The sequence below is a fragment of the Streptomyces sp. NPDC006691 genome (assembly GCF_042869955.1).
Classification (GTDB): Bacteria; Actinomycetota; Actinomycetes; order Streptomycetales; family Streptomycetaceae; genus Streptomyces.
Genome location: NZ_JBIAGW010000005.1, coordinates 71,123 through 94,064, shown reverse-complemented (window position 1 = coordinate 94,064; position 22,942 = coordinate 71,123). Strand labels below are relative to the sequence as shown.

The following is a 22,942-nucleotide window of genomic DNA, read 5'->3' as shown; positions in this document are numbered from 1 at the left end:
ACCTTCCCCTGCCTCCTACGCATCCCGCCCGGGCCGCGACCGGCCGGGCCAGGAAGGAATCTGTCGTGCCGTCACTTCCTACCCGGCGCAGGAGACTCGCCGCCCTGCTCGCCGCACTCCTGGCCGTACCGCTGGCCGCGACCGGCGCCTACGCCACGGCGGCCCCGGCCCCCGCCCCGGCGTCGCCCGCCGCGCCCCAGAGCGGCAGGCTCGCCGCCACTCCACCGATGGGCTGGAACAACTGGGCGCACTACATGTGCGACATCAGCGAACAGACCGTGGTGCGCAACGCCGACGCGCTGGTCTCCTCGGGCCTCGCGGCCAAGGGCTACAAGACGGTCACCGTGGACGACTGCTGGATGGCCAAGGCCCGCGACGGCCAGGGCAACCTGGTGGCGGATCCGGTGCGCTTCCCGCACGGCATGGCGTGGCTCGGCTCGTATCTGCACGCGCGCGGCCTGAAGTTCGGCATCTACGAGGACGCGGGCTCCGCCACCTGTGAGGGCTACCCGGGCAGCGGACGCCCCCAGGGCGGCGGCCCCGACCACTTCGCGCAGGACACCGCCACGTTCGCGTCCTGGGGCGTGGACTACCTCAAGCTCGACGGCTGCAACATGTACGTGGCCCCCGGTCAGACCAAGGAAGAGGCCTACCGCCAGGCGTACGACGCCGAGTCCGCGGCGCTGCACGACGCGGGACGCGACATCGTCTTCTCCGAGTCGGCGCCCGCCTATTTCCAGCCCAATGGCGAATGGGGCAGCCCGGACTGGTTCTCGGTCCTGTCCTGGGTCGGCCAGGACGGCCAGCTCTGGCGCGAGGGCACGGACATCGTGGTGTACAACCCGCAGAAGCCCACCGCGAGCCGCTGGGCGAGCGTGCTGTGGAACTACGGTTACAACCGCTGGCTCGGCCGTTACGCCGGGCCCGGCAACTGGAACGACCCCGACTTCCTGCTGGCCGGCGACCCCGGTCTGACCGCCGACGAGTCGCGCAGCCAGGTGGCGCTCTGGTCGATGATGGCGGCCCCGTTCATCCTGTCCTCCGACGTGTCCGCCCTCACCCCGGCCGGGCTCTCCGCCCTCGGCAACCCCGGGCTGATCGCCGTCGACCAGGACCGCATGGGCCGGCAGGCCGCCGTGGTCGCCACCAACGGCACCACCGACGTCCTGGTCCGCCCGCTGGCGAACGGCGACCGGGCCGTCGCCGTGCTCAACCGGTCCTCCTCGGCGCGCGACGTCTCCACGAGCCTCGCCTCCATCGGCCTGCCCGGCTGCACGGTGAGCGCCAAGAACCTCTGGAGCGGGGCGAGTTCGAGCGTCTCGTCCGCGCTGGCCGCGACCATCCCCGCCCACGGAACGGCCGTCTGGCGGCTCACCCCGGGCAGCGGCTGCGCGCCCGCCGTACCCACCGGACAGCTCACCGGCAACGGCGCCAACTGCGTGGACGTGTCCAACAGCGGTACGGCCGACGGCACCCCGGTGATCCTGTTTCCGTGCACCGCCAACGCCAACCAGCGCTGGAGCCTGGCCGACGACCACACCGTACGGGCGCTCGGCAAGTGCCTGACGGCGAGCGGTTCCACGGCGGGTGGCTCCGCGGTCCTGTCGGCCTGCACGGGCGCGGACGCCCAGCGTTGGACCACCGGCGGGGACGGCGCGCTGGTCAACGCCGGATCCGGGCTCTGCCTCGATGTGTACGGCGGCGGCACGGCGAGCGGCACCAGGCTCGACACCTGGACCTGCGGCAGCCACCAGGCCAACCAGACGTGGGCGCTGCCCGTGTGACGCCCGGCGTCAGCCCGTAGCCGCGAGCTCCTGTCGCACGCTGATCGCGTCGAGGCGGATCGTGACCGCCGCGGTGTCCTCGGCGCCCAGCGACAGGAGCTCCGCCCGGCCTGCGGCCACGGTCACCTCGACGCGGAACGCGACGACGTAGAGGTGGCCGCCCGTCTCCTCGTCCTGGAGCGCGAAGAGCAGGTGGTAGAAGTACCGCGTGCCGTCCGTACTCTCCTGGAAGGCGAGATGGGCCGCGTCCTGCTGCGCCCCGAGGCCGAGGAACACCCCGGCCAGAGCCTCGTCCGCCTTGTCCCAGAATGACGGGTTCTCAAACGGTTCGACCAGGGCCTGGCGCACGGCCTGCCGGAGGGTGAGGACCATGACCTGGAGGGGGGCGGTCTCCTGGAGGCCGAAGCCGGGGATGATCTTGACGACGGAGCTGTTCGGCAGATTCCGGGCGGCCGCGCGCACGGCCCCGAAGTCGAAGCCCGCGTCCGCCGCCGGCGCGACCGCCCTCTGAAGGGCGTCCTCGGCGGCCCGCACCTGGCCGAGGGCCTCCGGGCCGACATCGACGACCGTCTTGAAGGCGGCCGTTGTGGTGGTGGCCCGGTCAACCATGGCTGCTCCCGCGGGGGTTGGAAGTGATCAGTTTCAGCCGCGTCAGTATGCCGAAGCGCTCCAGAACGGGCGGACCGGTCTCATATTCCGTACGCGAAATGCCGCAGGGGAGTGAGGCCTTGACTACGCGTAACCGAACGTGATCAATGGCACCGCTCTGACCTGCAAGGACCACGCAAAGTGACGCCGGTCACTTCGGGTAATTTTTTCGGCATGTTCCCCGCATGCCGGGGCAGGGGCGGTGGTGGCCCTGTCCCAGTACCGCATCGGAGGACCCGAAACATGCCCGAGCTCTTCATCGACGGCCAGTGGAGTGCCGCCGTCGACGGGCGGACCCGTGAGATCCGGTGTCCCGCCGACGGCACCCTGGTCGCCACCGTCGACGAAGCGGGTCCCCAGGACACCGCGCACGCCATCGCCGCGGCCCGAGCCGCCTTCGACCACGGACCGTGGCCGAGGACGGCCCCGGCCGAGCGTGGTGCGCTGCTGCTTCGCGTCGCCGATCTGCTCGTGCGTGACAAGGAACTCCTCGCGCGCGCCGAGTCCCTGGACACCGGCAAGCGCCTCGTCGAGTCCCGCTACGACATGGACGACATCGCCAACTGCTTCCGCTACTTCGCCACCCTCGTCGCGGCCGAGGGCGCGGGCCGCGTGGTCGACACCGGCAACCCGGTCGTGGACAGCCGCGTCGTCCACGAGCCGGTCGGCGTGTGCGGCCTGATCACGCCGTGGAACTACCCGCTGCTCCAGACCGCCTGGAAGGTCGCCCCGGCGATCGGCGCCGGCAACACCTTCGTCCTGAAGCCCAGCGAGCTGACCCCGCACACCGCCATCCACCTCATGAAGCTGCTGACCGAGGCGGGTCTTCCGGCGGGCGTGGCCAACCTGGTGCTCGGGGCGGGCGCCGAGGCGGGTGCGCCGCTCGCCGAGCACCCCGACGTCGACCTCGTCTCCTTCACCGGCGGCCTCGTGACCGGCCGCCGGATCATGGCCGCCGCCGCGCCCACGGTGAAGAAGACCGCGCTCGAACTCGGCGGCAAGAACCCGAACGTCGTCTTCGCCGATGTCGCCGCGACCGAGGCGAGCTTCGAGGCGGCCGTGGACAACGCGCTGACCGCAGTGTTCCTGCACTCCGGCCAGGTCTGCTCGGCCGGTACCCGGCTCCTGGTCGAGGACTCGCTGCACGACCGGTTCGTCGACGAACTCGTACGGCGGGCCCGACTGATCCGGCTCGGCGGTCCGTTCGACGAGCGCGCCGAGACCGGCCCGCTGATCTCCGCCGCCCACCGCGACAAGGTCGAGGCGTACGTCGCCGCCGGCGTCGCCGAGGGCGCCGTCCTTCGCTGCGGCGGCGAGCGCCCCGACTCGGCCGAGCTGGAAGGCGGTTACTACTACCCGCCGACCGTGCTCGACGAGTGCCGGGCCGACATGAGCGTGGTGCGGGACGAGTCCTTCGGGCCGGTCCTGACCGTCGAGCGCTTCACCGACGAGGACCAGGCCGTGCGCCTGGCCAACGACACCGTCTACGGCCTGGCCGGCGCGGTGTGGACCACCGACGAGGCCAGGGCCCGCCGGGTGGCGGCCGGGCTGCGGCTCGGCACCGTGTGGATCAACGACTTCCACCCGTACGTCCCGCAGGCCGAATGGGGCGGCTACAAGCAGTCCGGGACCGGACGCGAGCTCGGGCCCGCGGGCCTGGCCGAGTACCAGGAGACCAAGCACATCTGGCGCAACACCGCCCCCGAACCCCAGCGGTGGTTCGAGAGCTGACCCGCTGAACCCACGACCGGCCGTACCCCGCGGACGGCCGGTCACCGCACCGTGCCCCCTCCTGAATCCCTGCCTACTTGGAGTCTGGTCATGAGCATGACGAAGGATGACGACGATCTCCGGGAGTTCGGTTACAGACCCGAACTCAAGCGCACCCTCGGCAACTTCCACACCTTCGCCGCAGGCATCAGCTACATCTCGATCCTGACCGGCACCTTCCAGCTGTTCTACTTCGGCTTCGGCTTCGGCGGCCCCGCCTACTGGTGGTCCTGGCCGCTGGTCTTCGTCGGCCAGCTGATGGTCGCCCTCTGCTTCGCCGAACTCGCCGCCAAGTACCCGGTGGCCGGGTCGGTCTACAACTGGGCCAAGAAACTCGGCGGCCCGCACGTCGGCTGGCTGGCCGGCTGGATGATGCTGATCGCCTCGATCGTGTCGATCGCCGCGGTGGCCCTCGCCTACCAGGCCACCCTGCCGCAGATCTCCAAGGTGTTCCAGATAGTCGGCGACGGCACCGGCACCTACGACGTCGCCACCAACGCCGTGATCCTCGCCGCGGTGCTGATCCTCTTCACCACCCTGGTCAACGCGTTCGGCGTCAAGCTGATGGCCCGCATCAACACGGCCGGCGTCTTCCTCGAACTCGTCGCCACCGTCGTCCTGATCGTCCTGTTCGCCGTCCATGTCGTGCGCGGCCCCTCCGTCGTCCTCGACACCCACGGCCACGGCGGCAGCGGCAGCTTCGGCTACATGGGCGCCTTCCTCACCGCGGCCCTCGCCTCCGCCTATGTGATGTACGGCTTCGACACGGCCGCCTCCCTCGGCGAGGAGTCCGTCGACCCGTCCCGCAACGCGCCGCGCGCGATCCTGCGGGCCCTGCTCGCCTCGTTCGTGCTCGGTGGCCTGATCCTGATCCTCGCCCTGATGAGCGTCTCCAGCCTCGACGGCAAGGGCATCACCACCGACGGCCTCCAGTACGTGGTGCTCGACGTGCTCGGCGACACCGGCGGCAAGCTCATGCTGTGGTGCGTCCTGATCGCGGTCACCGTGTGCGCCCTCGCCGTGCACACCGCCGCCATCCGCCTCGCCTTCGCGATGTCCCGGGACAACAACCTGCCGGCCGCGTCGCTGATGGCCAAGGTCAGCCCGCGCTTCCAGACCCCCGTGCTGCCGGCCGTCGTCATCGGTGTCCTGGCCCTGGCGATCCTCCTGGTGAACATCCGCCAGCCGCAGATCTTCTCGGTGGTCACCAGCATCGGCATCATCATGATCTACGTCGCCTACCTCCTGGTCACCCTGCCGATGCTCGTCGCCCGGCTGCGCGGCAAGTGGACCCCGGCCGGCGACGGCAAGTTCTCGCTGGGCCGCTGGGGCCTGCCGGTGAACATCCTCGGCGTGCTGTGGGGCGGCGCCATGACGCTCAACCTGGCCTGGCCGCGCGCCGAGGTCTACAACGCCACCGCCCCCTACCACTGGTACCTGCGCTGGGGCGCCTTCCTCTTCGTCGGAGCCGTCCTGCTCGGCGGCTTCGCCTACTACTGGTTCGTCCAGCGCCACAAGACCGGCGTCCTGGCGAGCCACGCCGCATCGGAAACCGAAAGTGAGTCAGAGACCCATGTCCACACAGCCCACTGAATCCCCCGTTCCCACCGAGGAGTTCGACTACGTCGTCGTCGGCGGCGGCACGGCGGGCAACGTGGTCGCGGCCCGGCTCAGCGAGGATCCCTCGGTCACCGTGTGCGTCCTGGAGGCCGGTCCCTCCGACGTCGGCGACGACAACGTCCTCAAGCTGGACCGCTGGATGGGCCTGCTCGAATCCGGCTACGACTGGGACTACCCGGTCGAGCCCCAGTCCCACGGCAACAGCTTCATGCGGCACGCCCGCGCCAAGGTGCTCGGCGGCTGCTCCTCGCACAACTCGTGCATCGCCTTCTGGGCACCCGCCGAAGACCTCAACGCCTGGGAGGCGGCGGGCTGTTCGGGCTGGGGCGCGGCCGACATCTTCCCGCTGTACCAGCGCCTGGAGACCAACGACGCCCCCGGCGACCACCACGGCCGCAGCGGCCCGGTGAAGATCCGCAACGTCAAGTCGTCCGATCCGTGCGGCGCGGCGCTGCTCGAAGCGTGTGCCCAACAGGGCATCCCCACCACGCAGTTCAACGACGGCAAGACGGTGGTCCGGGGCGCCAACTGGTTCCAGATCAACTCCGACGAGAACAACATCCGTCAGTCCTCCTCGGTGGCCTACCTGCACCCGGTGATGGACAAGCGCCCCAACCTCGTCGTACGCACCGGGGTGCGCGCCAAGAAGCTGATCATCGATGCGAACCGCCGCTGCACCGGTGCGGAGTACCTCGACCCGGACCTCATCCACACCCGTACCGTCACCGCGCGGCGCGAGGTCATCGTGTCCTGCGGCTCGATCGACACCCCCAAGCTCCTGATGCTCTCGGGCATCGGGCCGGCCGCCCATCTGCGCGAGGTGGGTGTGGACGTCCTGGTCGACGCCCCCGGCGTCGGCGAGAACCTCCAGGACCACCCCGAGGGCGTCATCATGTGGGAGGCCAAGCAGCCCATGACGACGGCCTCCACCCAGTGGTGGGAGATCGGCATCTTCGCGGACACCGAACCCGGCCTGGAACGCCCCGACTTGATGTTCCACTACGGCCAGGTGCCGTTCGACATGAACACCGCGCGCTACGGCTACCCGACCACCGAGAACGCGTTCTGCCTCACCCCCAACGTGACGCAGGCCAAGTCCCGCGGCACCGTGCGCCTGCGCACCCGCGACTACCGGGACAAGCCGATGGTCGACCCGCGCTACTTCACGCACGAGCACGACGAGCGCGTCATGACGTACGGCCTCAAGCTGGCCCGGAAGATCGCGGCACAGCCCGCACTGAGCGGCTGGGCGGGCGCCGAGCTCGCCCCGGGCCCGGACGTGCGCACCGACGACGAGCTGCTCGACTACATCCGCAAGACCCACAACACCGTCTACCACCCCGCCTCGACGGTGAAGATGGGTGCCGACGACGACGCGATGGCTCCGGTGGACGCCCGGCTGCGCGTCAAGGGCATCGAAGGACTGCGGGTCTGCGACGGATCGGTCATGCCGGAACTCGTCACCGTCAACCCGTGCATCACGACCATGGCGATCGGCGAGAAGTGCGCCGACCTGCTGAAGGCCGACGCGCGCTGACCCCCCGTCGACCGGTTCCGGGCCTCCTGCACGGGGCCCGGGACCGGTCTCCTGGGGCCCGTCCGCCGGACCGGCCCTAGGCCGGAGGCAGCAGGGGCCCGCAGTCCCACTGCTGGAAGATGAGCCGGGTCTCCACCCGGGCCACCTCCGGCCGCGAGGTGAACTCGTCCAGGACGAGCCGCTGAAGATCGGCCGTGTCCGCGACGGTCACATGCACGAGGTAGTCGTCGGGCCCGGTCAGATGGAAGAGCGACCGGGACTCCGGCAGCGCCCTGACCCGCTCCACGAACGGGCCGATCAGATCGCGCCGGTGCGGACGCACCTGCACCGAAAGCAGCGCCTGAAGCCCCCGCCCCAGCTTCGCCGGGTCTACGCGCAGCTGATATCCCAAGATCACCCCGGATCGCCGCAGTCGCGCCACGCGGTCCAGACAGGTGGAGGGCGCGACGCCCACCTCGGCGGCGAGATCGCGGTAGGTCATGCGTGCGTCGTTCTGCAAGAGGCGCAGAATGTGCAGATCCACCGGGTCCAGTACGACGGAATCGGCCATGGCCCGAACGTAACACGGGGTACGGCCGCGATGGCCCGGCCACTGTTCACAGTGGACCCATGGACGCCGACACCACCCCCGTGGACGCCAGAGCCGTGGACACCCTCGCCGTGCACGCGGGCCGCGAAGACCTCGCCGGTCTCGGGCTGCACGCCCCGCCGATCGACCTCTCCACCACCTACCCCTCGTACGACAGCCGGGGCGAGGCGGCCAGGATCGACGCCTTCGCCGCCACCGGCGAGACCCCCGAGGGCCCGCCGGTCTACGGCCGGCTCGGCAACCCGACCGTCGCCCGCTTCGAGACGGCGCTGGCCACCTTGGAGGGAACCGAGGCCGCCGTCGCCTTCGCCAGCGGCATGGCGGCGCTGTCGGCCGTCCTGCTCGCCCAGCACGCCACGGGCCGCCGCCACGTCGTCGCGGTGCGCCCGCTGTACGGATGCAGCGACCACCTGCTGACCGCCGGGCTGCTCGGCACCGAGGTCACCTGGGCCGACCCGGAGGCCGTCGCCGACGCGCTCCGCCCCGACACCGCCCTGGTCATGGTCGAGAGCCCCGCCAACCCGACCCTCGCCGAGGTGGACCTGGCGGCGCTCGCCGAGGCCTGCGGCACGGTGCCGCTGCTCGTCGACAACACCTTCGCCACGCCCGTACTCCAGCGGCCCGTCAGCAGCGGCGCCCGGCTCGTGCTGCACAGCGCGACGAAGTATCTCGGCGGCCACGGGGACGTCCTCGGGGGAGTCGTCGCCTGCGACGAGGCCTTCGCCCGCCGGCTGCGCCAGATCCGCTTCGCCACGGGCGGCGTCCTGCACCCGCTCGCCGGCTACCTGCTCCTGCGGGGACTCTCGACCCTGCCGGTGCGCGTGCGGGCCGCGTCCGCCACCGCCGCCGGGCTCGCGGCCCGGCTCACCGCCGACCCGCGCGTGCTCCGCGTCCACTACCCGAAGGTGGGCGGCGCCATGGTGGCCTTCGAGACGCTCGCCGACCCGCACGAGGTGATCGCCCGGGTCCGGCTGATCACCCCGGCCGTCAGCCTCGGCAGCGTCGACACCCTCATCCAGCACCCGGCCTCGATCAGCCACCGCATCGTGCCCGAGGACGACCGTGCCTCCTGCGGCGTCAGCGACCGACTGCTGCGCATGTCGGTCGGCCTGGAGGACGCCGGGGACCTGTGGCGGGACCTGGACCAGGCGCTCGGTGAGTCGCTCACAACTGCCGTGCCAGTCACGGGTGTTCGTGCCCTGCCCGCCTCCGGGCGGGTGCGGTTCGCCGACGCGTGAGCGGGGCCGGCCCGGTGGCTCCGAGCAGCCCCGGGGGCCGGGCGAGGCCGTGGCGTGTCCCGTTCGCGGGGTGCCCCGGCCTCAGCCGTTCGTCTTGTTCCGGCTGAACTCGTCCTTGCCAAAACCGTCCCAACTGACCTCCAGCTTGGCGCCGTTCATCCTCGCCGTGCCCCTGACGCGTGTGGTGTTCCCGTCCGCGCACGTCAGACGCAGCGCCGTCGTCCCGGCGGTGCTGTTCGCCGTTCCGTTGCACAGGTGCTCGCCGAGCACCGAGGCCACCTTGCCCTTGATGACGAGTGCGACGGGCTTGCCCTGGGTCACGGCGACCCAGTTCCCGTCGAGCCCCTTGGCGCCGGGCGCCGAACCCCCCGGAGCGGCGGATCCCTTGCCCCGACCGGGAGTCGAGGCTCCGCCCGACCCTGCCGGAGCCTGCGCCGGCGCGCTGCTGCCCGGCGTTGCCCGCCCCGACGTCTGTCCCGACGGCTTGTCCGAAGCCTTGTCGGAACCTCCGCTGCTGCACCCCGAGGCCAGAAGGGCCGCGGCGAGCCCCACGGAGGCGAGGCCGGTGGTACGCGAGAACCTGTGCACTGCTGATCGTCCCCTTGCGAAGCGCTTTTCCGGACGCGTCAAGCTACCAGCCACCCGCCCCGCCCATCGGAACTTCTTCCGTACCCGAACTCTTGACGGGTCCGCCGGGCCCTCCTAACTTCACACCTTGAAGAAAGCCATGAACCCCACGCGCCACTCGTGACGCCCTCGCGCAGTTCCCGGTTCGCAACTCCTCCCGTACACCCCCCACTTACTCCGTGCACCCCGCGGTACAGGAGAGACGTATGAGAACTCCCGGATCACCCCGGCCCCTGATCCCGCCCCGGCCCCCGCACCGCGCCACCCCCATCGTCCCGCTGCTCGCCCTGGGCGCACTGCTGGCCTCTCTGGTGTCGGCGACCGCCCTCGCCCCCTCGGCACACGCCGTCGGCCTCCCGTCGGGCTGGGTCACCGTGGCGGCCGGGAACAGCGGCAAGTGCGTGGACGCGGCCGCGGCCGGCACCGCCGACGGCACGGCCGTCCAGCAGTACGCCTGCAACGCGAGTGCCGCGCAGCAGTGGCAGTTCCAGACGACGAGCAGCGGATACGTCCGCGTCAACAATCGCAACGACCCGACCAAGGCCTGGGACGTCACCGATGTCTCGACCGCCGACTCCGCGCCGATCCAGCTGTGGACGTACGGCGGCGGGGCCAACCAGCAGTGGCTGCCCGTCCAGGAGGCGGGCGGCACCTACCACTTCGTGAACCGCAACAGCGGCAAGTGCCTCGACGTGCCGAGCGCCTCGACGGCGGACGGCGCCCGGATGCAGCAGTACGCGTGCAACGCGAGCGCGGCCCAGTCGTTCGCGGTGGACGCCGCGAGCGGGCCCCAACCCCCCTCCGGCACACCGGACTTCGGGCCCAACGTCACCGTCTTCGATCCGTCGATGTCCGCCTCCGCCATCCAGGGCAGGCTCAACCAGGTCTTCGCCCAGCAGGAGAAGAACCAGTTCGGCGCGCAGCGCTACGCCCTGCTCTTCAAGCCCGGTACCTACAGCGCCGACGCGAACGTGGGCTTCTACACCCAGGTCGCCGGCCTCGGCCTCTCCCCGGACGACGTCACCATCAACGGTGCCGTGCACGCCGAGGCCGACTGGTTCCAGGGCAACGCCACCCAGAACTTCTGGCGCTCCGCCGAGAACCTGTCGGTCAACCCCACCGGCGGCAGCGACCGCTGGGCGGTGTCCCAGGCAGCCCCCTACCGCCGGATGCACGTGCGCGGCGACCTCCAGCTCGACGACGGCGGCTGGTCGAGCGGCGGTTTCATCGCCGACTCGAAGATCGACGGCCAGGTGCGCTCCGGCTCCCAGCAGCAGTGGCTCTCGCGCAACACCCAGTGGGGCGGCTGGAACGGCTCCAACTGGAACATGGTCTTCGTCGGCGACGTCAACGCCCCCGCCAACACCTTCCCCAACCCGCCCTACACCACGGTCGCGCAGTCACCCGTGACCCGTGAGAAGCCGTTCCTGTACGTGGACGGGGCCGGTGCGTACAAGGTGTTCGTGCCGGCCCTGCGGACCAACTCCCAGGGCACGACCTGGTCGGGCGGCAGCCGGCCCGGCAGCTCGCTCGGGATCGACACCTTCTTCATCGTGAAGCCGGGCGCGACGGCGACCGACATCAACCAAGCACTCGCCCAGGGCAAGAACCTGCTGTTCACACCAGGTGTCTACCACCTCGACCAAACCCTGAACGTGAACCGGGCGGACACCGTCGTGCTCGGCCTCGGACTCGCCACCCTGGTCCCCGACAACGGCATCAGCGCGATGAGCGTCGCCGACGTCGACGGCGTGAACGTGGCCGGTCTGCTCATCGACGCGGGCACCACCAACTCCGGGACGCTGATGCGGATCGGGCAGAGCGGCGCGAGCGCCCGGCACGGCGCCGACCCGACCTCCCTGCACGACGTGTTCTTCCGCATCGGCGGCGCCGGAGTCGGCAGAGCGACCCAGAGCCTGGTCGTCAACAGCTCCGACGTCATCGGCGACCACATGTGGCTGTGGCGCGCCGACCACGGCAGCGGCGTCGGCTGGACCAGCAACACGGCCGCCAACGGCCTCATCGTGAACGGCACCGACGTCACGATGTACGGCCTGTTCGTCGAGCACTACCAGCAGCACCAGGTCATCTGGAACGGCAACGGCGGCCGCACCTACTTCTTCCAGAACGAGATGCCCTACGACCCGCCGGACCAGGCGTCCTGGATGAACGGATCGACCCGCGGCTACGACGCGTACAAGGTGGCGAGCGGCGTGACCAGCCACGAGGCCTGGGGGCTCGGCAGCTACTGCTACTTCAGCTCCAACCCCTCGGTGGTGGCCGAGCACGCCTTCGAGGCACCCGCCGCCCCGGCAGTCCGCTTCCACGACATGGTGACGGTCTCCCTCGGCGGCACCGGCACCATCAACCACGTCATCAACACCGCCGGAGGGCCCTCCAACTCCGCGACCAACGTGGCCGACCTGGTCTCGGGCCCCTAGCGCCCCCGGTCAGTCGTCGAGGGTGATCCGGACGGCCACCGTGCCCGTCGCGCCGCGCCGCAGCCGGCTGCCGAGCAGGGTGAGCCGTCCGATCACGCCGTACTTGCGCCGCAGCAGGGCCCGGCAGGCATCGGCGGCCGCCGGGTCGCAGATCTCCGCGGTCGCCGGATGCGGCTCGCCCGTCGGGTTGCCGCGCACGTCGCAGGGGCCGACCAGCACATCGGACCGGTTGCGGATGCGCTTGACCTTCCAGGAGTCGGCGACCGTCCAGATCATCAGGGCATCGCCGTCCCGGACCACCCACACCGGCGTGGCGACGCCCGTGCCGTTCTTCTTGTACGTCGTGACGAGCAGGTACTTGCCGGCGCCGAGCCGGTTCAGTACTTCGGTGGGCATGACGCCGTCCCTCGGGTCCGCGGAGAAGCTGGAAGGCCCTTTCTAGCAGGTGGGCCCCGACGGCGGACCGAATCGGAGGCCACGGCGGACCGAACCGGAGGCCACGGCGGCCCGTGCGACGGCCCGTGACCGGAAGGCGGCTTGACGGCACACCGGCCCGGCCGAAAGCCGCACCCCCGCGCGGGACGCGCTGCGACGATGGGACGGCAGACCTCTGCCGCGACAGCGGCCACCTCGCGTGACGACAGGAGCGACCGTTGGCGACCAGCTCGGACCACCCGCAGCACCCCACCGCCCCCGCCGGCCCCTCACCGCTCAACGGGCTGGTGTACGGACACATCTACTCGGCCGCGGTACGGGCCGTGGCGGTCCACCGCATCGCGGACCGTCTCGCCGACGGCCCCCGTACCGTCGAGGACCTCGCCAAGGACTCCGGCCTGCACGCGGACTCCCTGCGGCGCGTCCTGCGGCTGCTCGCGATGCACGGCCTTTTCAGCCAGGACGGCAGCGGCGCCTTCGGCCTGACCGAGGCGGGGCTATTGCTGCGTACCGACGTTCCCGGATCGCAGCACGCGGCGGCCCTGTTCATCACCGACGAGATGCTCCGCCGCGCCTCCTACGGCATCACGGACACCCTGCGCACGGGGGAGACCCCGTTCGAAGCCGCCTATGGGCGCCCGTTCTTCGAGCACCTGGCGACGACGCCCGAGGCGCGGGACCTCTTCGACGCCGGTATGGCCTCGCTGTCCGGCCGGGTCGTCGAGCGCGTCGCGGGCAGCTACGCGTTCCCCGGCAGCGGGACCGTCGTCGATGTCGGTGGCGGACGGGGCGGCTTCCTGCGCGCGGTACTGAGCCGTGAACCGGGCTTGAACGGCGTGCTGTTCGACCGCCCGGACACCGTGTCGGACCATCTGCTCGACACCGAGGAGCTGGCCGGACGCTGGAGCGTGGCGGGCGGCGACTTCTTCACCGAGGTACCGGCCGACGGCGACCTCTATCTGCTCAAGAACATCCTGCACGACTGGGACGACGAGGACTGCCTGCGCATCCTGGGCGCCGTCCGCCGGGCCGCCGCCCCGGGCAAGCGGCTCCTGGTGGTGGACGCGGTCCTGCCCGACAGCGGCGATCCGCACCCCGCCGTCGAGCTGGACATGATCATGCTCATGGTGCTGAAGGGCAGGGAGCGCACGGCCGCGGAGTTCGCGAGCCTGCTCACCCGGTCCGGCTTCCGCCTGCACCGCGTCCTGTCCACGCCGTCGCTGTCGTCGATCATCGAAGCGGAGGCGGTCTGAGCGGCCCCGGCCGCTCGTCGACGGGCCGGCCGCTACGCCCCCGCGGCGAGATCGCGGACGTACAGGGCGAGGATGCCGAGCAGGGCGACGATGACGAGCCAGGAGGCGAGGCCGGTGTGCCGGTTCCCGCGCGCCGGCTTCGCCGTCCGTCTCGCCTTCGTCCTGCGTGGTCCGCCCGGCCTCGGCGGGTGCGCGGCGCCGCGGGGGGCGGGCCCCGCGGCCGTCTCCGCGAGCAACCTCCGGCAGATCGCCGCGAGTTCGGCCCTGCCCACGGTGAGACTGGCCACCGTCTCCGAGCGGGCCGGGGCGGTGGTCCCGCCCTCCAGGATGCGGCCGGCCCGGATCAGGACCTGGTCCTTGCCGCCGGTGGGGGAGAGGCTGATCCAGCGTTCGACGTGGGGGCCCCGGATGACCACGGTGCCCGACCGTTCGCGGTACAGCGTGTGCTCCCGCCACAACAGCTCGGCCAACTCGCCTGCTGTCTCCCGTAGTTGCGCGTTCACGCCGCTTCCCCCCACACCCCTGGACATTCGAACAAGCATCGCACTCTAGCGGCAGTCGGGAGGACGTGCGAACCGGCGGTGCATGACGTGCGAACCGGCGGTGCGTCACCCCGCCGGTTCGACCTCCAGGTAGTGGTGCCGACGCGGCCCGCGGTACTCCAACGCCACCCACCCCAGCGCCCGCAGCGCTTCGGCGCACCGCCGCAGCGCCTCGTTCGCCGCGTACTCGGCGCCGCTTCCGGGCGGGCCCAGCCACTCGACGCGGACCGCGCGGCCGCCGTCCTCGGCGCTCGCCCGATAGCCCGTGGCGCACCGCGTACCGTCGCCGTCCACGGCGGAGGGCTCGATGCCCGCGGCCTCCAGGGCGAGGGCGACGGCCCGCACCGGCTTGAGCCGCTCCCACTCGGCGGGGCCCGATGCCCCCATGACCCGGCGGATGTTCAGCAGGCCGTCGAAGGCGGTGCGCACGGCGGCCGCCCGCTCGGTGCCCCGCACGACGGGCCCGTCGCCCGTGGCCGGCTCGAACGGCCGCGCCGCGTCAGTCATCCGGCCACTCCTCAACTCGCCCCCGTATCCGCACGGTTCACCTTCCGCCGGAGACCCGCAGGATCGCGCCGGTGGTGTACGAGGCGTCGGGCGACAGGAGCCAGGAGACGGCCGCCGCGATCTCGGACGCCTGGCCCGGGCGGCCGAGCGGGATGCTGTCGGCCATCCTGGCCGGGCGCCCGGGGTCGCCCATCGTGGCGTGCATGTCGGTGTCGATCAGGCCGGGCGAGACCGCGTTGACCCGGATGCGATCCTGGCCGAGCTCCTTGGACAGGCCGATGGTCAGGGTGTCGGTGGCCGCCTTGGACGCCGCGTAGTGGACGTAGTCGCCGGGGCTGCCGAGGGTGGCCGCCGCGGAGGAGATGTTGACGATGGCACCGCCGCCGGAGGCCGCCATGTCGCGGGCCGCGCGGCGGCAGCAGAGGAGATAGCCGAGCAGGTTCACCTCAAGAACCCGGCGCAGGTCCTCGGTGCGCGCGTCCGCGAGCCGGGTGAGCGGCCCGGTGACCCCGGCGTTGTTGACCAGGCCGGTCACCGGGCCCAGCTCCGCCGCGGCCGTGTCGAACAGCCGCTCCACGTCCGCCTCTTGAGAGGTGTCGGCCCGCACGGTGACGCAGCGGGCCCCGGCGGCGCGCACCGCCGCGGCCGCCTCCCGGGCGGCCTCCTCGTTGCTGACGTACCCGAGGACGAGATCGTGCCCGTCGGTGGCGAGCCGGGCGCAGGTCGCCGCGCCGATGCCCCGGCTGCCGCCGGTGACGAGGGTGACCGGACGTGCCATGTGCTTCTCCTGTGCTGGTCGGTGTGCCCTGCGCGCCGCAGCAAGTCCTACCGTACGGGCGGCGGATCGGCGCACGGCCCCCATGTCCGTGGCCTTCGGGGTCATGCGGTACGCCGCCAGATGGCGATCCACCGCTCGTGACGCTCCCGCGCGACCCGGACGTCCCGCCCGGCCGGGCGGGACCCGAGCGTGATCCCGCACCGGGCACAGAGGTCGTGCTCGTCGTGGCCGGAGAACCACCGGGTCGTGCCGGCCCGTCCGTCGCACGCCGGGCACGCGGAGGAGGGCTCGGCGGCGAGGACGCGGGCCACCACCACCGGCAGCGGTCCGCCGGGGTGGAACCCGGGGTCCGGGCAGAAGGCGAGACTTCCGCCGGGGCCGCGTCGGCGCGCCCGCCGATGGTGGTCGACGGGCAGATACCGGCGGCCGACGGCCTTCTCGCGCCGACGGCGATCGGTGTACGCGGCCTCGTCGGCGAGCCACAACTGCCGCGCGGCGCCGAGCTCTTCCACGGCTCGCACCAGGGACTCCGGATCCGATGCGAGGTCCCTGGGTACACCGGCACTGACGCAGAGGTGGTGATAGGTCGCCCGAAACCCGTAGGGAGCGAACATCACCACACAGGTGCGCAGGTTCGCGTGCCGGGCACGCGGCGTCAGCCGCACGTCGTGTACGCGTTGTCGGTGTGTCGCGAAGCCACTCATCGGCGCAGGCTATGCCGGGCCGTGTGGGACGCGCACATGGATTGCGGCTGGGCTATGGGTGGGCCGCCGCCGCGGCATCGAGGCCCTCGGTCAGGGTGGCCAGGAGGGTGCGCAGGGTGTGGAAGTCCTCGGGGGGGAGGTTGACCGCGCGCGCGATGTGGTGCGGCACCACCCGGGCGCGCTCCCGCAGGGCCGTGCCCTGGTCGGTGAGGCGGATGGTGACGGACCGCTCGTCCGCCCGGCTGCGGTGCCGCTCGACGAAGCCCGCCGACTCCAGGCGCTTGAGCAGCGGTGAGAGCGTGCCGGAATCCAGCCGCAGCTTCTCGCCGATGCTCTTGACCGGCAGCTCGCCGTGCTCCCAGAGCGTCAGCATCACGAGGTACTGCGGATACGTCAGACCCAGGTTCTTCAGGAGCGTGCGGTAGACGCCGTTGAAGGCGCGCGAGGCCGCGTGCAGCGAGAAGCAGAGCTGGAGATCGAGCCGCAGGTAGTCCTCGTCGTGCGGGCGGGCGGGGGGCGTGGTCACCATGCGGCCAGGCTAACACCACGCCATTCAGTTGTGCACAACTTAATTGTGTGCTTCAGTTGGTTCCGGGCAGCCGAGGCTTCCCCGTACGGAGCCGCACCGGATCCGTACGGAGCGACACGAGAGGAACCGATCCCATGGACGCGCTCTACACCGCAGTGGCGACCGCCAACGGCCGGGAGGGCCGCACCGTCAGCTCCGACGGGCAGCTCGACCTCCCGCTCGCCTTCCCGCCGGCCCTCGGGGGCAACGGCCGGGGCACCAACCCCGAGCAGCTCTTCGCCGCCGGGTACGCGGCCTGCTTCGCCAGTGCCATGGGCTCGGTCGCCCGGCAGCTGAAGCTCGACGTCAAGGACGTCTCGGTGACCGCCGAGGTCGGCATCGGCAAGGACCCGGCCGACGGCGGCTTCGGCATCGGCGTCGTCATGCGCGTCGAGCTCCCCGAGCACCTGGAGGGCGAGACCGGCGCGAAGCTCGTCGAGCTGACGCACGCCGCCTGCCCGTACTCCAAGGCCACCCGCGGCAACATCCCCTTCGAGATCGTCATCGAGTAGCCCCGAGCGTGTGCCGGCGTTCAGGACTGCTTGGCCAGCAGGCCGCGGTACCACGCGAGCGTGGCGTCGAGGGTGTCGCCCAGCGGGACCGGCGCCGTGCGGAACGCGGCCTCGAAGGCGCCCGAGTCCATGATCTGCGGCTCGGTGTGCTGGTAGAACATCTCGGCGTACGCATCCATGAAGACCTCGTCGAACGGGCCGAAGGGGCGCGGCGAGTCCAGCGTGACGATCTTCAGCGGGCGGCCCACCCGGTCCTCGACCATGCCGAGGACCTCGCGGGTGGTCCGGGCCGGTGCCGTCGGGAGGTGCCAGACGCGGCCGTCGCCGTGCGGGCTCTCGCCGAGCGTGGCGAGCCCGGCGGCCACCGCGCGGATGTCGGTGTAGCTGTGCGGCAGGTCGATGTCGCCCAGGGTCAGCACCTCGCCGCCGGTCAGTGCGCCGGGGAAGACCGCCGCGCCGAGCGTCGAGTTGAGGACGCCGGGGCCGACGAAGTCGGCGGAGCGGCCGAGCACCACCGAAGCGCGCTCCTCGCGGTGCGCGGCCAGGTAGATCTCGTCGAGCTCGGCACGCATCCGGCCCTTGTGGGTGGTGGCGCGCCAGGGCGTCTCCTCGGTCATCACCTCGCCGCCCGTCCTGCCGTACGGATAGAGCGTGTCGAGCACGACCAGACGGGCCCCCTCCGCCTCCGCGGCGCCGAGCACCGCCCGCTGGATCCGGGGCATGACGTCGACCTGGAGTTGGTAGGCGACGTTCACGCAGTGGTAGACGACCCCTGCCCCGTGGATGGCGGCGGCGGCCCCCTCGGGCGTCGAGACGTCACCCCGCATCCGGTCGACGCCCGCCGGGGCGGCGCCCGTCGCGGACCGGTCGACGAGCCGGACCGGGTGGCCGCGGTGGGCGAGCTCGGTGGCGAGGGCGGTGCCGGCCGGTCCCGAGCCGAGAACCACATGCAGATTGCTTTCGGTGTGTGCCATGACGGATCCCCTCCTGGCCGGGGCGTTGCCGCACCCGGCAGTGTTATGTGCAGTGCCGTTAGTTAGAGACTGTAACGCGCGCTACTGGTCGACGCAATGGCGTGATGATGCCGCCATGTCGATGGTGGAGGGGCGGGGGTGGGGTCCAGGGCCCACGGCCGTACGGCGGCATGCGAAAGCGGGCGGTGGTCGCCCATCTGGCAGCACCCGCTGCCCACCAAGGCGAGCAGCACGGCCAGGAGCAGCGGCATCCCGCTGTCGCAGGCCCTCCGTGTCTCGTACCGGCTCACGGAGTCGGGGGCCGCTCTGGGGCCCGCCCTCACGGAACTGGCCGCTCTGGGACCCGCCCTCACGGAACTGGCCCAGTGGGCCGAGAAGTACCTGCTCAAGGGCAAGGGCGGCTGCTGAATCCGGGCACCCCGGTCGAGCAGGCCGCGCGAGGGCGCCAGCCGTACCGTCCCGCCCTGCCGGAGTCCCGCCGGGGCCCGCACCGGTCAGGCGACCAGACGCAGCCAGGCCGCTGTGAGCGCGGCGTGGCCGGCCGGCGACGGGTGCACGCCGTCCGCGGACCAGTGCCCCAGCTCGGTCGTCGCCGCCAACTCGGCGAACATGCCGTCCGCGGCCAGCAGATGAGCCCCGTGGGTACGGGCGAGTTCGCGCACGACCCGGATCTTCGGGTCCAGGTCCGTGCGCCACTCCTTGCGTTCCTTGTCGCCGACGAGCGCGGTACCGGCCTCGATGACGCCGTCGATCGGGAGGAGGAACGGCTCGATGAGGATGAGCTGGGTGCCCGCATCCGCGAGCGGGGCGAGCAGCCGCTCGTAGCCCGCCGCGAACTCCTCGGCCGTGATCACGTAGCCGTCGGGGTCCAGCGTGTGCCAGCCCATGTCGTTCACGCCGACGAGGATCGACACGACGTCGGGGCGCACGTCGAGCACGTCCGTCTGCCAGCGCGCTTCGAGGTCGCTCACCTTGTGGCCGCCCGTCCCGGTGTTGAGCCAGGTCACGGGGCGGTCCGGATGCCGGAGGCCCCACTGGCCCGCGATCTGCATCGGATAGCCGAATCCGAGACCGTCTTCGCTCTCACGGCGTTGGCAGTCGGTGATCGAGTCGCCGGTGAACATGACGGTGCTGCCCGGTCGGAGGGCGATGGTCATGAGTGCTCCATGGAGGTCGTAGCGGGAAGGAGGTGGTGCGGGTGGTCAGGCCTGCGGGCGGCCGAACCACCGGGAGGCCGCGCTCTCGAACCCGTCGGGAGTGAAGGCGTGGTCGCCCGCCCAGGCGACGGTGCCGTCCGGGCGGACCAGTACGGCACCGAGTCCGAGGTCGTCCGCCGGCGTCCCGGTCGCGTAGCGCAGTCGGTTTCGCCAAGACGCCGCCGGGCCGCTCAGCCGGCGGTCGGCACTGAAGTCGAGGACGACGCCCAGTCCGTCCCGCATCAGCTCACCGAGACAAGTCCCTTCTGTCAGACGGAAGTTGGGGGCGTTGCGGCCCACCAGCGGATGCGGGTCGCCGAGGTCGTAGCGGATCGACGCCCCCGACACCTTCTCGAAGACATACGTCGTCCCGTCGCGGGTGCCGAGCAGGTCGCGGACCACGCCCTGGATGGCCTGGCCGTGCTGGTCCGGCCTCATGATCGAGACCTGGGCGCGCGACCAGTCGAGCACCTGGGCTCCGATCGGACGGCGCTCTTGGCCATAGGTGTCGAGGAGTCCGTCCGGTGCGTGCCCGCGCACGGTGGCCGCGAGTTTCCAGCCCAGGTTCACGGCGTCGCCCAACCCGGTGTTCAGGCCCTGGCCACCGAGCGGCGAGTGGATGTGGGCAGCGTCGCCCGCGAGCAGGACGCGGCCGCGCCGGTAGGCCGTCGCCTGCTTGGCCCGATCGGTGAAGGTGGAGGCGAGGCGGACGTCGCTCAAGGTGACGTCGGTGCCCGACACCCGGCGCAGCACCGTCTGGAGGTGCTCGCGCGTCGGCCGGCGCGTGCGGTCGAAGGCGCCGCCGTCGAAGTCCATCATGCCGAGGTGTCCGTCGATGGCCATCCGGATGTACATGCCTGTCGGCGTCAGGTTGATCCCGGGGCGCAGCTTCTCCGGATCGGCGAGCGTACCGAGAACGGTGTATCCGGTGAACTCCGGCTCGGTGCCCGTGAATTCGAAGCCGGCGAGACGTCGCACCGCACTCCGTCCGCCGTCACAGCCGACGCCCCAGCGCGCCTCGAAGCCGGCCTCGCCCGAGGACACGACCACGTGGTCCTCGTCCTGTACGACCGCGTCCACGGTGACTCCGCGCCGGATGTCGACTCCCAGTTTGACCGCCCTCTCGGACAGCAGCGATTCGAGCGCCCGAAGGGTGATCATGGTGAAGTCCGGGGCCGGGCTGGGCAGCCGGAAGGGCAGGGCCGCCGTGTCGACCTTGGCCGGATCGAGCACCATGCCGGCGAAGTGGCCCACCATACGCGGCCTTGACGAAGCGTCAGATCGGCCAGGAGCGCCCGGTCCTTCGAGGGTGAACGACGCCGACCGCAGCTCGTCCAGCAGTCCGCGCCGGTAGAACGCCCCGACCGAGAAGCCGAACAGGCCGCGCATGCCCAGCGGTTGCGTGCGCCACGGCGAGTCCGGCTCCGACTCCTTCTCCAGTACCAGTACGGAACAGCCCGAGAGGCCGAGTTCGCATGCGAGGAAGAGACCGACCGGGCCCGCGCCCACGATCACGACGTCGTGCATGAGACATCCCCTTTCCGAAGCCGTCCGCCGGGCGGTCGCCCGGACGGACCTCTCGAAAGGTGTCAGTCCCTGCCGACACCGGCCCGACAGGCCGCCGACTCCCCCGACAGATCACCGACAACGGCGCGCGCCGGGCGTGCTGCTCAGCCGTCCGTCACGCTTCCCGCCCACACCGGGGGAGTCCGGCCCGACCACGGACTCGCCTCCTCCAGTTGCCCGGCGAGACGGAAGAGGCGGCCCTCCAGTCCGTAGCCCGCCGCGAACTGCATGCCGATCGGGAGCCCGGTCTCGGCGTCCGCCGTCAAGGGCACGGACATGGCCGGCGTGCCGGTCACGTTGAACGCCGCCGTGAACGGCGAGAGGTCGAAGAGGCGGCGAAGCCAGCCGAGGCCGTCCATCGCCTCCACTCCCCGGGTGTGAGTGCCCAGAGGTACGGGCAGGTCCGGCACGGTCGGGGTGAGCAGGATGTCGTAGGTGTCGAAGTGCGCCGCCATGCTCCGCGCGACCCGGTTGCGGATCGCGAGCGCGGTCGCCAACTCGGCACCGGTGACGCGCTGCCCGTAGTGATAGCTGACCAGGGTCGACGGTTCGAGGGTGGAGGAGTCGACAGGACGGCCGAGGGCTTCGGCCAGCTCGTCGATCGAGGCCGTCAGGTTCGCCGTCCACTGGCGGGCGTTGGCCAGCAGGAACTCCTCCCAGTCCGCCCCCAGTGCGACTGCGACCTCCTCCACGCGGTGACCGAGCGATTCCAGCAGGCGCACGGTGCGCGAGAGGGCTTCCGATACGGGCGTGGTGGTGCGGTGTCCGCCCCACCCGTGCGCGAGCACGCCGATCCGCAGGGAGCCCGGGGGCCGGGTGACCTCGTGCGCGTAGGGCCGGGGCGGCTCCGGCGCGACGTACGGGACGCCAGGCTCGGGGCCGCGCATCTGGTCGAGCAGCACCGCGCTGTCCCGCACGGTGCGGCTCACGCTGCCCTGCACGGCAAGGCCGTTGAAGATCTCGTCGACGAACGGGCCCACGGAGACCCTGCCACGGGTGGGCTTCAGCCCGAAGAGACCGTTGTAGGAAGCGGGTATGCGGATCGAACCGGCGGCGTCGGTGGCATGCGCGATCGGCACGACACCGGCGGCGACGGCGGCGCCCGCGCCCCCGCTGGAGCCGCCCGCACTGCGGTCCAGCTCCCACGGGTTGCGGGTCGTGCCGTACAACTCCGTTTCCGTCGTGGTGTTGTAGGCCATTTCTGGGGTGGTGGTCCGCCCGAAGGTCACGAGGCCGGCGCGACGGAAGCGCGCCATCAAGAAGGAGTCCGCGACGGAGACGTGGCCGGCCGCGAGCCGGCTGCCCATCTCCATCCGCCGCCCGGCCATGGCGACGCCGAGGTCCTTGATCAGGAAGGGGACTCCGGCCAGCGGTGCGGCGCCGGGGCGGGGCTCGTCGTCGGGCGTCCAGGTCTCCGCGATCGCGTTGATCCGCGGCTCGACCGCCCGCGCGGCCGCTCGGGCTGCCATGTGGAGCTCCGCGGAGGTCACCTCCCCCTTGGCGACCAGCCCGGCAAGTCCGACCGCGTCGTAGCCCACGTACTCGCTGATTTTCACTGTCTCTCCCAGGGATTGGAGCAATACCGACAAGACCCGTTCGATACCGATCGGTATCGTGTGAGCCGAGCTGGTACCGTAGCAGGAAGTCGGAGCC

22 protein-coding genes are annotated in these 22,942 nt (G+C 71.5%); 9 read left to right on the top strand and 13 right to left on the bottom strand.

Annotated elements, in window-relative coordinates; genetic code table 11:
- The first annotated feature begins 65 nt into the window (after positions 1-65).
- The gene (locus ACFYNP_RS13720) at positions 66-1,784 is read left to right on the top strand and encodes a ricin-type beta-trefoil lectin domain protein (RefSeq protein ID WP_388785409.1); all 1,719 of its coding nucleotides are present in this window, start codon (positions 66-68) and stop codon (positions 1,782-1,784) included.
- A gap of 9 nt (positions 1,785-1,793) precedes the next feature.
- Here ACFYNP_RS13720 and ACFYNP_RS13715 read toward each other — a convergent pair whose 3' ends face one another.
- Entirely contained in the window at positions 1,794-2,393 is a 600-nt protein-coding gene (locus ACFYNP_RS13715) for a Type-2Aa cytolytic delta-endotoxin (protein ID WP_388785407.1), read from the bottom strand.
- A 282-nt stretch (positions 2,394-2,675) separates the two neighbouring features.
- Here ACFYNP_RS13715 and ACFYNP_RS13710 point away from each other — a divergent pair, with 282 nt between their 5' ends.
- The 3 genes from ACFYNP_RS13710 to ACFYNP_RS13700 all read left to right on the top strand — a co-directional run bounded on the left by ACFYNP_RS13710 (position 2,676) and on the right by ACFYNP_RS13700 (position 7,359).
- Entirely contained in the window at positions 2,676-4,163 is a 1,488-nt protein-coding gene (locus tag ACFYNP_RS13710) for an aldehyde dehydrogenase family protein (protein ID WP_388785405.1), read from the top strand.
- Between the two features lie 90 nt (positions 4,164-4,253).
- Complete coding sequence (locus ACFYNP_RS13705; RefSeq protein WP_388412757.1) at positions 4,254-5,795, top strand: APC family permease; 1,542 nt, start codon at positions 4,254-4,256, stop codon at positions 5,793-5,795.
- Entirely contained in the window at positions 5,776-7,359 is a 1,584-nt protein-coding gene (locus ACFYNP_RS13700; protein ID WP_388785404.1) for a GMC family oxidoreductase, read from the top strand. The genes ACFYNP_RS13705 and ACFYNP_RS13700 overlap by 20 nt, the downstream gene beginning before the upstream one ends.
- Positions 7,360-7,435: 76 nt before the next feature.
- On the opposite strand, the gene ACFYNP_RS13695 is transcribed toward ACFYNP_RS13700, so the two are convergent.
- Positions 7,436-7,909 (bottom strand): Lrp/AsnC family transcriptional regulator, encoded by a 474-nt coding sequence (locus ACFYNP_RS13695; protein ID WP_100573104.1) that lies wholly within the window; start codon positions 7,907-7,909, stop codon positions 7,436-7,438.
- Positions 7,910-7,968: 59 nt separating this feature from the next.
- Here ACFYNP_RS13695 and ACFYNP_RS13690 point away from each other — a divergent pair, with 59 nt between their 5' ends.
- Positions 7,969-9,186 (top strand): trans-sulfuration enzyme family protein, encoded by a 1,218-nt coding sequence (locus ACFYNP_RS13690; RefSeq protein ID WP_388785402.1) that lies wholly within the window; start codon positions 7,969-7,971, stop codon positions 9,184-9,186.
- A gap of 81 nt (positions 9,187-9,267) precedes the next feature.
- Here the strand turns inward: ACFYNP_RS13690 and ACFYNP_RS13685 are convergent, their stop codons facing one another.
- Positions 9,268-9,507, bottom strand: coding sequence for a hypothetical protein (locus tag ACFYNP_RS13685; protein WP_388785401.1), 240 nt, complete (start codon positions 9,505-9,507; stop codon positions 9,268-9,270).
- A gap of 512 nt (positions 9,508-10,019) precedes the next feature.
- On the opposite strand from ACFYNP_RS13685, the gene ACFYNP_RS13680 reads away from it, so the two are divergent.
- Positions 10,020-12,254, top strand: a complete 2,235-nt coding sequence (locus ACFYNP_RS13680) for an RICIN domain-containing protein (RefSeq protein WP_388785399.1) — start codon at positions 10,020-10,022, stop codon at positions 12,252-12,254.
- Positions 12,255-12,263: 9 nt separating this feature from the next.
- On the opposite strand, the gene ACFYNP_RS13675 is transcribed toward ACFYNP_RS13680, so the two are convergent.
- Positions 12,264-12,650, bottom strand: a complete 387-nt coding sequence (locus tag ACFYNP_RS13675) for a PPOX class F420-dependent oxidoreductase (RefSeq protein ID WP_388785397.1) — start codon at positions 12,648-12,650, stop codon at positions 12,264-12,266.
- 257 nt (positions 12,651-12,907) lie between these two features.
- On the opposite strand from ACFYNP_RS13675, the gene ACFYNP_RS13670 reads away from it, so the two are divergent.
- Complete coding sequence (locus tag ACFYNP_RS13670) at positions 12,908-13,942, top strand: methyltransferase (RefSeq protein ID WP_388785396.1); 1,035 nt, start codon at positions 12,908-12,910, stop codon at positions 13,940-13,942.
- Positions 13,943-13,974: 32 nt separating this feature from the next.
- Here ACFYNP_RS13670 and ACFYNP_RS13665 read toward each other — a convergent pair whose 3' ends face one another.
- The 5 genes from ACFYNP_RS13665 to ACFYNP_RS13645 form a co-directional block, all read right to left on the bottom strand.
- On the bottom strand, positions 13,975-14,445 hold the full coding sequence (locus ACFYNP_RS13665; protein ID WP_388785394.1) for a hypothetical protein: 471 nt from the start codon (positions 14,443-14,445) through the stop codon (positions 13,975-13,977).
- 105 nt (positions 14,446-14,550) lie between these two features.
- Complete coding sequence (locus tag ACFYNP_RS13660) at positions 14,551-14,991, bottom strand: hypothetical protein (protein ID WP_388785392.1); 441 nt, start codon at positions 14,989-14,991, stop codon at positions 14,551-14,553.
- A 37-nt stretch (positions 14,992-15,028) separates the two neighbouring features.
- Positions 15,029-15,769, bottom strand: a complete 741-nt coding sequence (locus tag ACFYNP_RS13655) for an SDR family oxidoreductase (RefSeq protein ID WP_388785390.1) — start codon at positions 15,767-15,769, stop codon at positions 15,029-15,031.
- A gap of 101 nt (positions 15,770-15,870) precedes the next feature.
- The gene (locus ACFYNP_RS13650) at positions 15,871-16,473 is read right to left on the bottom strand and encodes a hypothetical protein (RefSeq protein WP_388785388.1); all 603 of its coding nucleotides are present in this window, start codon (positions 16,471-16,473) and stop codon (positions 15,871-15,873) included.
- 52 nt (positions 16,474-16,525) lie between these two features.
- Positions 16,526-17,002, bottom strand: coding sequence for a MarR family winged helix-turn-helix transcriptional regulator (locus ACFYNP_RS13645; RefSeq protein WP_388785387.1), 477 nt, complete (start codon positions 17,000-17,002; stop codon positions 16,526-16,528).
- 134 nt (positions 17,003-17,136) lie between these two features.
- Here ACFYNP_RS13645 and ACFYNP_RS13640 point away from each other — a divergent pair, with 134 nt between their 5' ends.
- Complete coding sequence (locus tag ACFYNP_RS13640) at positions 17,137-17,553, top strand: organic hydroperoxide resistance protein (protein WP_388785385.1); 417 nt, start codon at positions 17,137-17,139, stop codon at positions 17,551-17,553.
- A 20-nt stretch (positions 17,554-17,573) separates the two neighbouring features.
- Here the strand turns inward: ACFYNP_RS13640 and ACFYNP_RS13635 are convergent, their stop codons facing one another.
- Entirely contained in the window at positions 17,574-18,527 is a 954-nt protein-coding gene (locus ACFYNP_RS13635; protein ID WP_388412732.1) for an NAD-dependent epimerase/dehydratase family protein, read from the bottom strand.
- A 138-nt stretch (positions 18,528-18,665) separates the two neighbouring features.
- On the opposite strand from ACFYNP_RS13635, the gene ACFYNP_RS13630 reads away from it, so the two are divergent.
- Entirely contained in the window at positions 18,666-18,935 is a 270-nt protein-coding gene (locus tag ACFYNP_RS13630) for a hypothetical protein (protein WP_388785383.1), read from the top strand.
- A gap of 86 nt (positions 18,936-19,021) precedes the next feature.
- Here ACFYNP_RS13630 and ACFYNP_RS13625 read toward each other — a convergent pair whose 3' ends face one another.
- From ACFYNP_RS13625 to ACFYNP_RS13615, 3 genes are all read right to left on the bottom strand, one after another.
- On the bottom strand, positions 19,022-19,684 hold the full coding sequence (locus ACFYNP_RS13625; RefSeq protein ID WP_388412730.1) for an SGNH/GDSL hydrolase family protein: 663 nt from the start codon (positions 19,682-19,684) through the stop codon (positions 19,022-19,024).
- 45 nt (positions 19,685-19,729) lie between these two features.
- Positions 19,730-21,250, bottom strand: a complete 1,521-nt coding sequence (locus ACFYNP_RS13620) for an FAD-dependent monooxygenase (RefSeq protein WP_388785381.1) — start codon at positions 21,248-21,250, stop codon at positions 19,730-19,732.
- A 143-nt stretch (positions 21,251-21,393) separates the two neighbouring features.
- Entirely contained in the window at positions 21,394-22,845 is a 1,452-nt protein-coding gene (locus tag ACFYNP_RS13615) for an amidase (protein ID WP_388785379.1), read from the bottom strand.
- Positions 22,846-22,942: the final 97 nt, after the last annotated feature.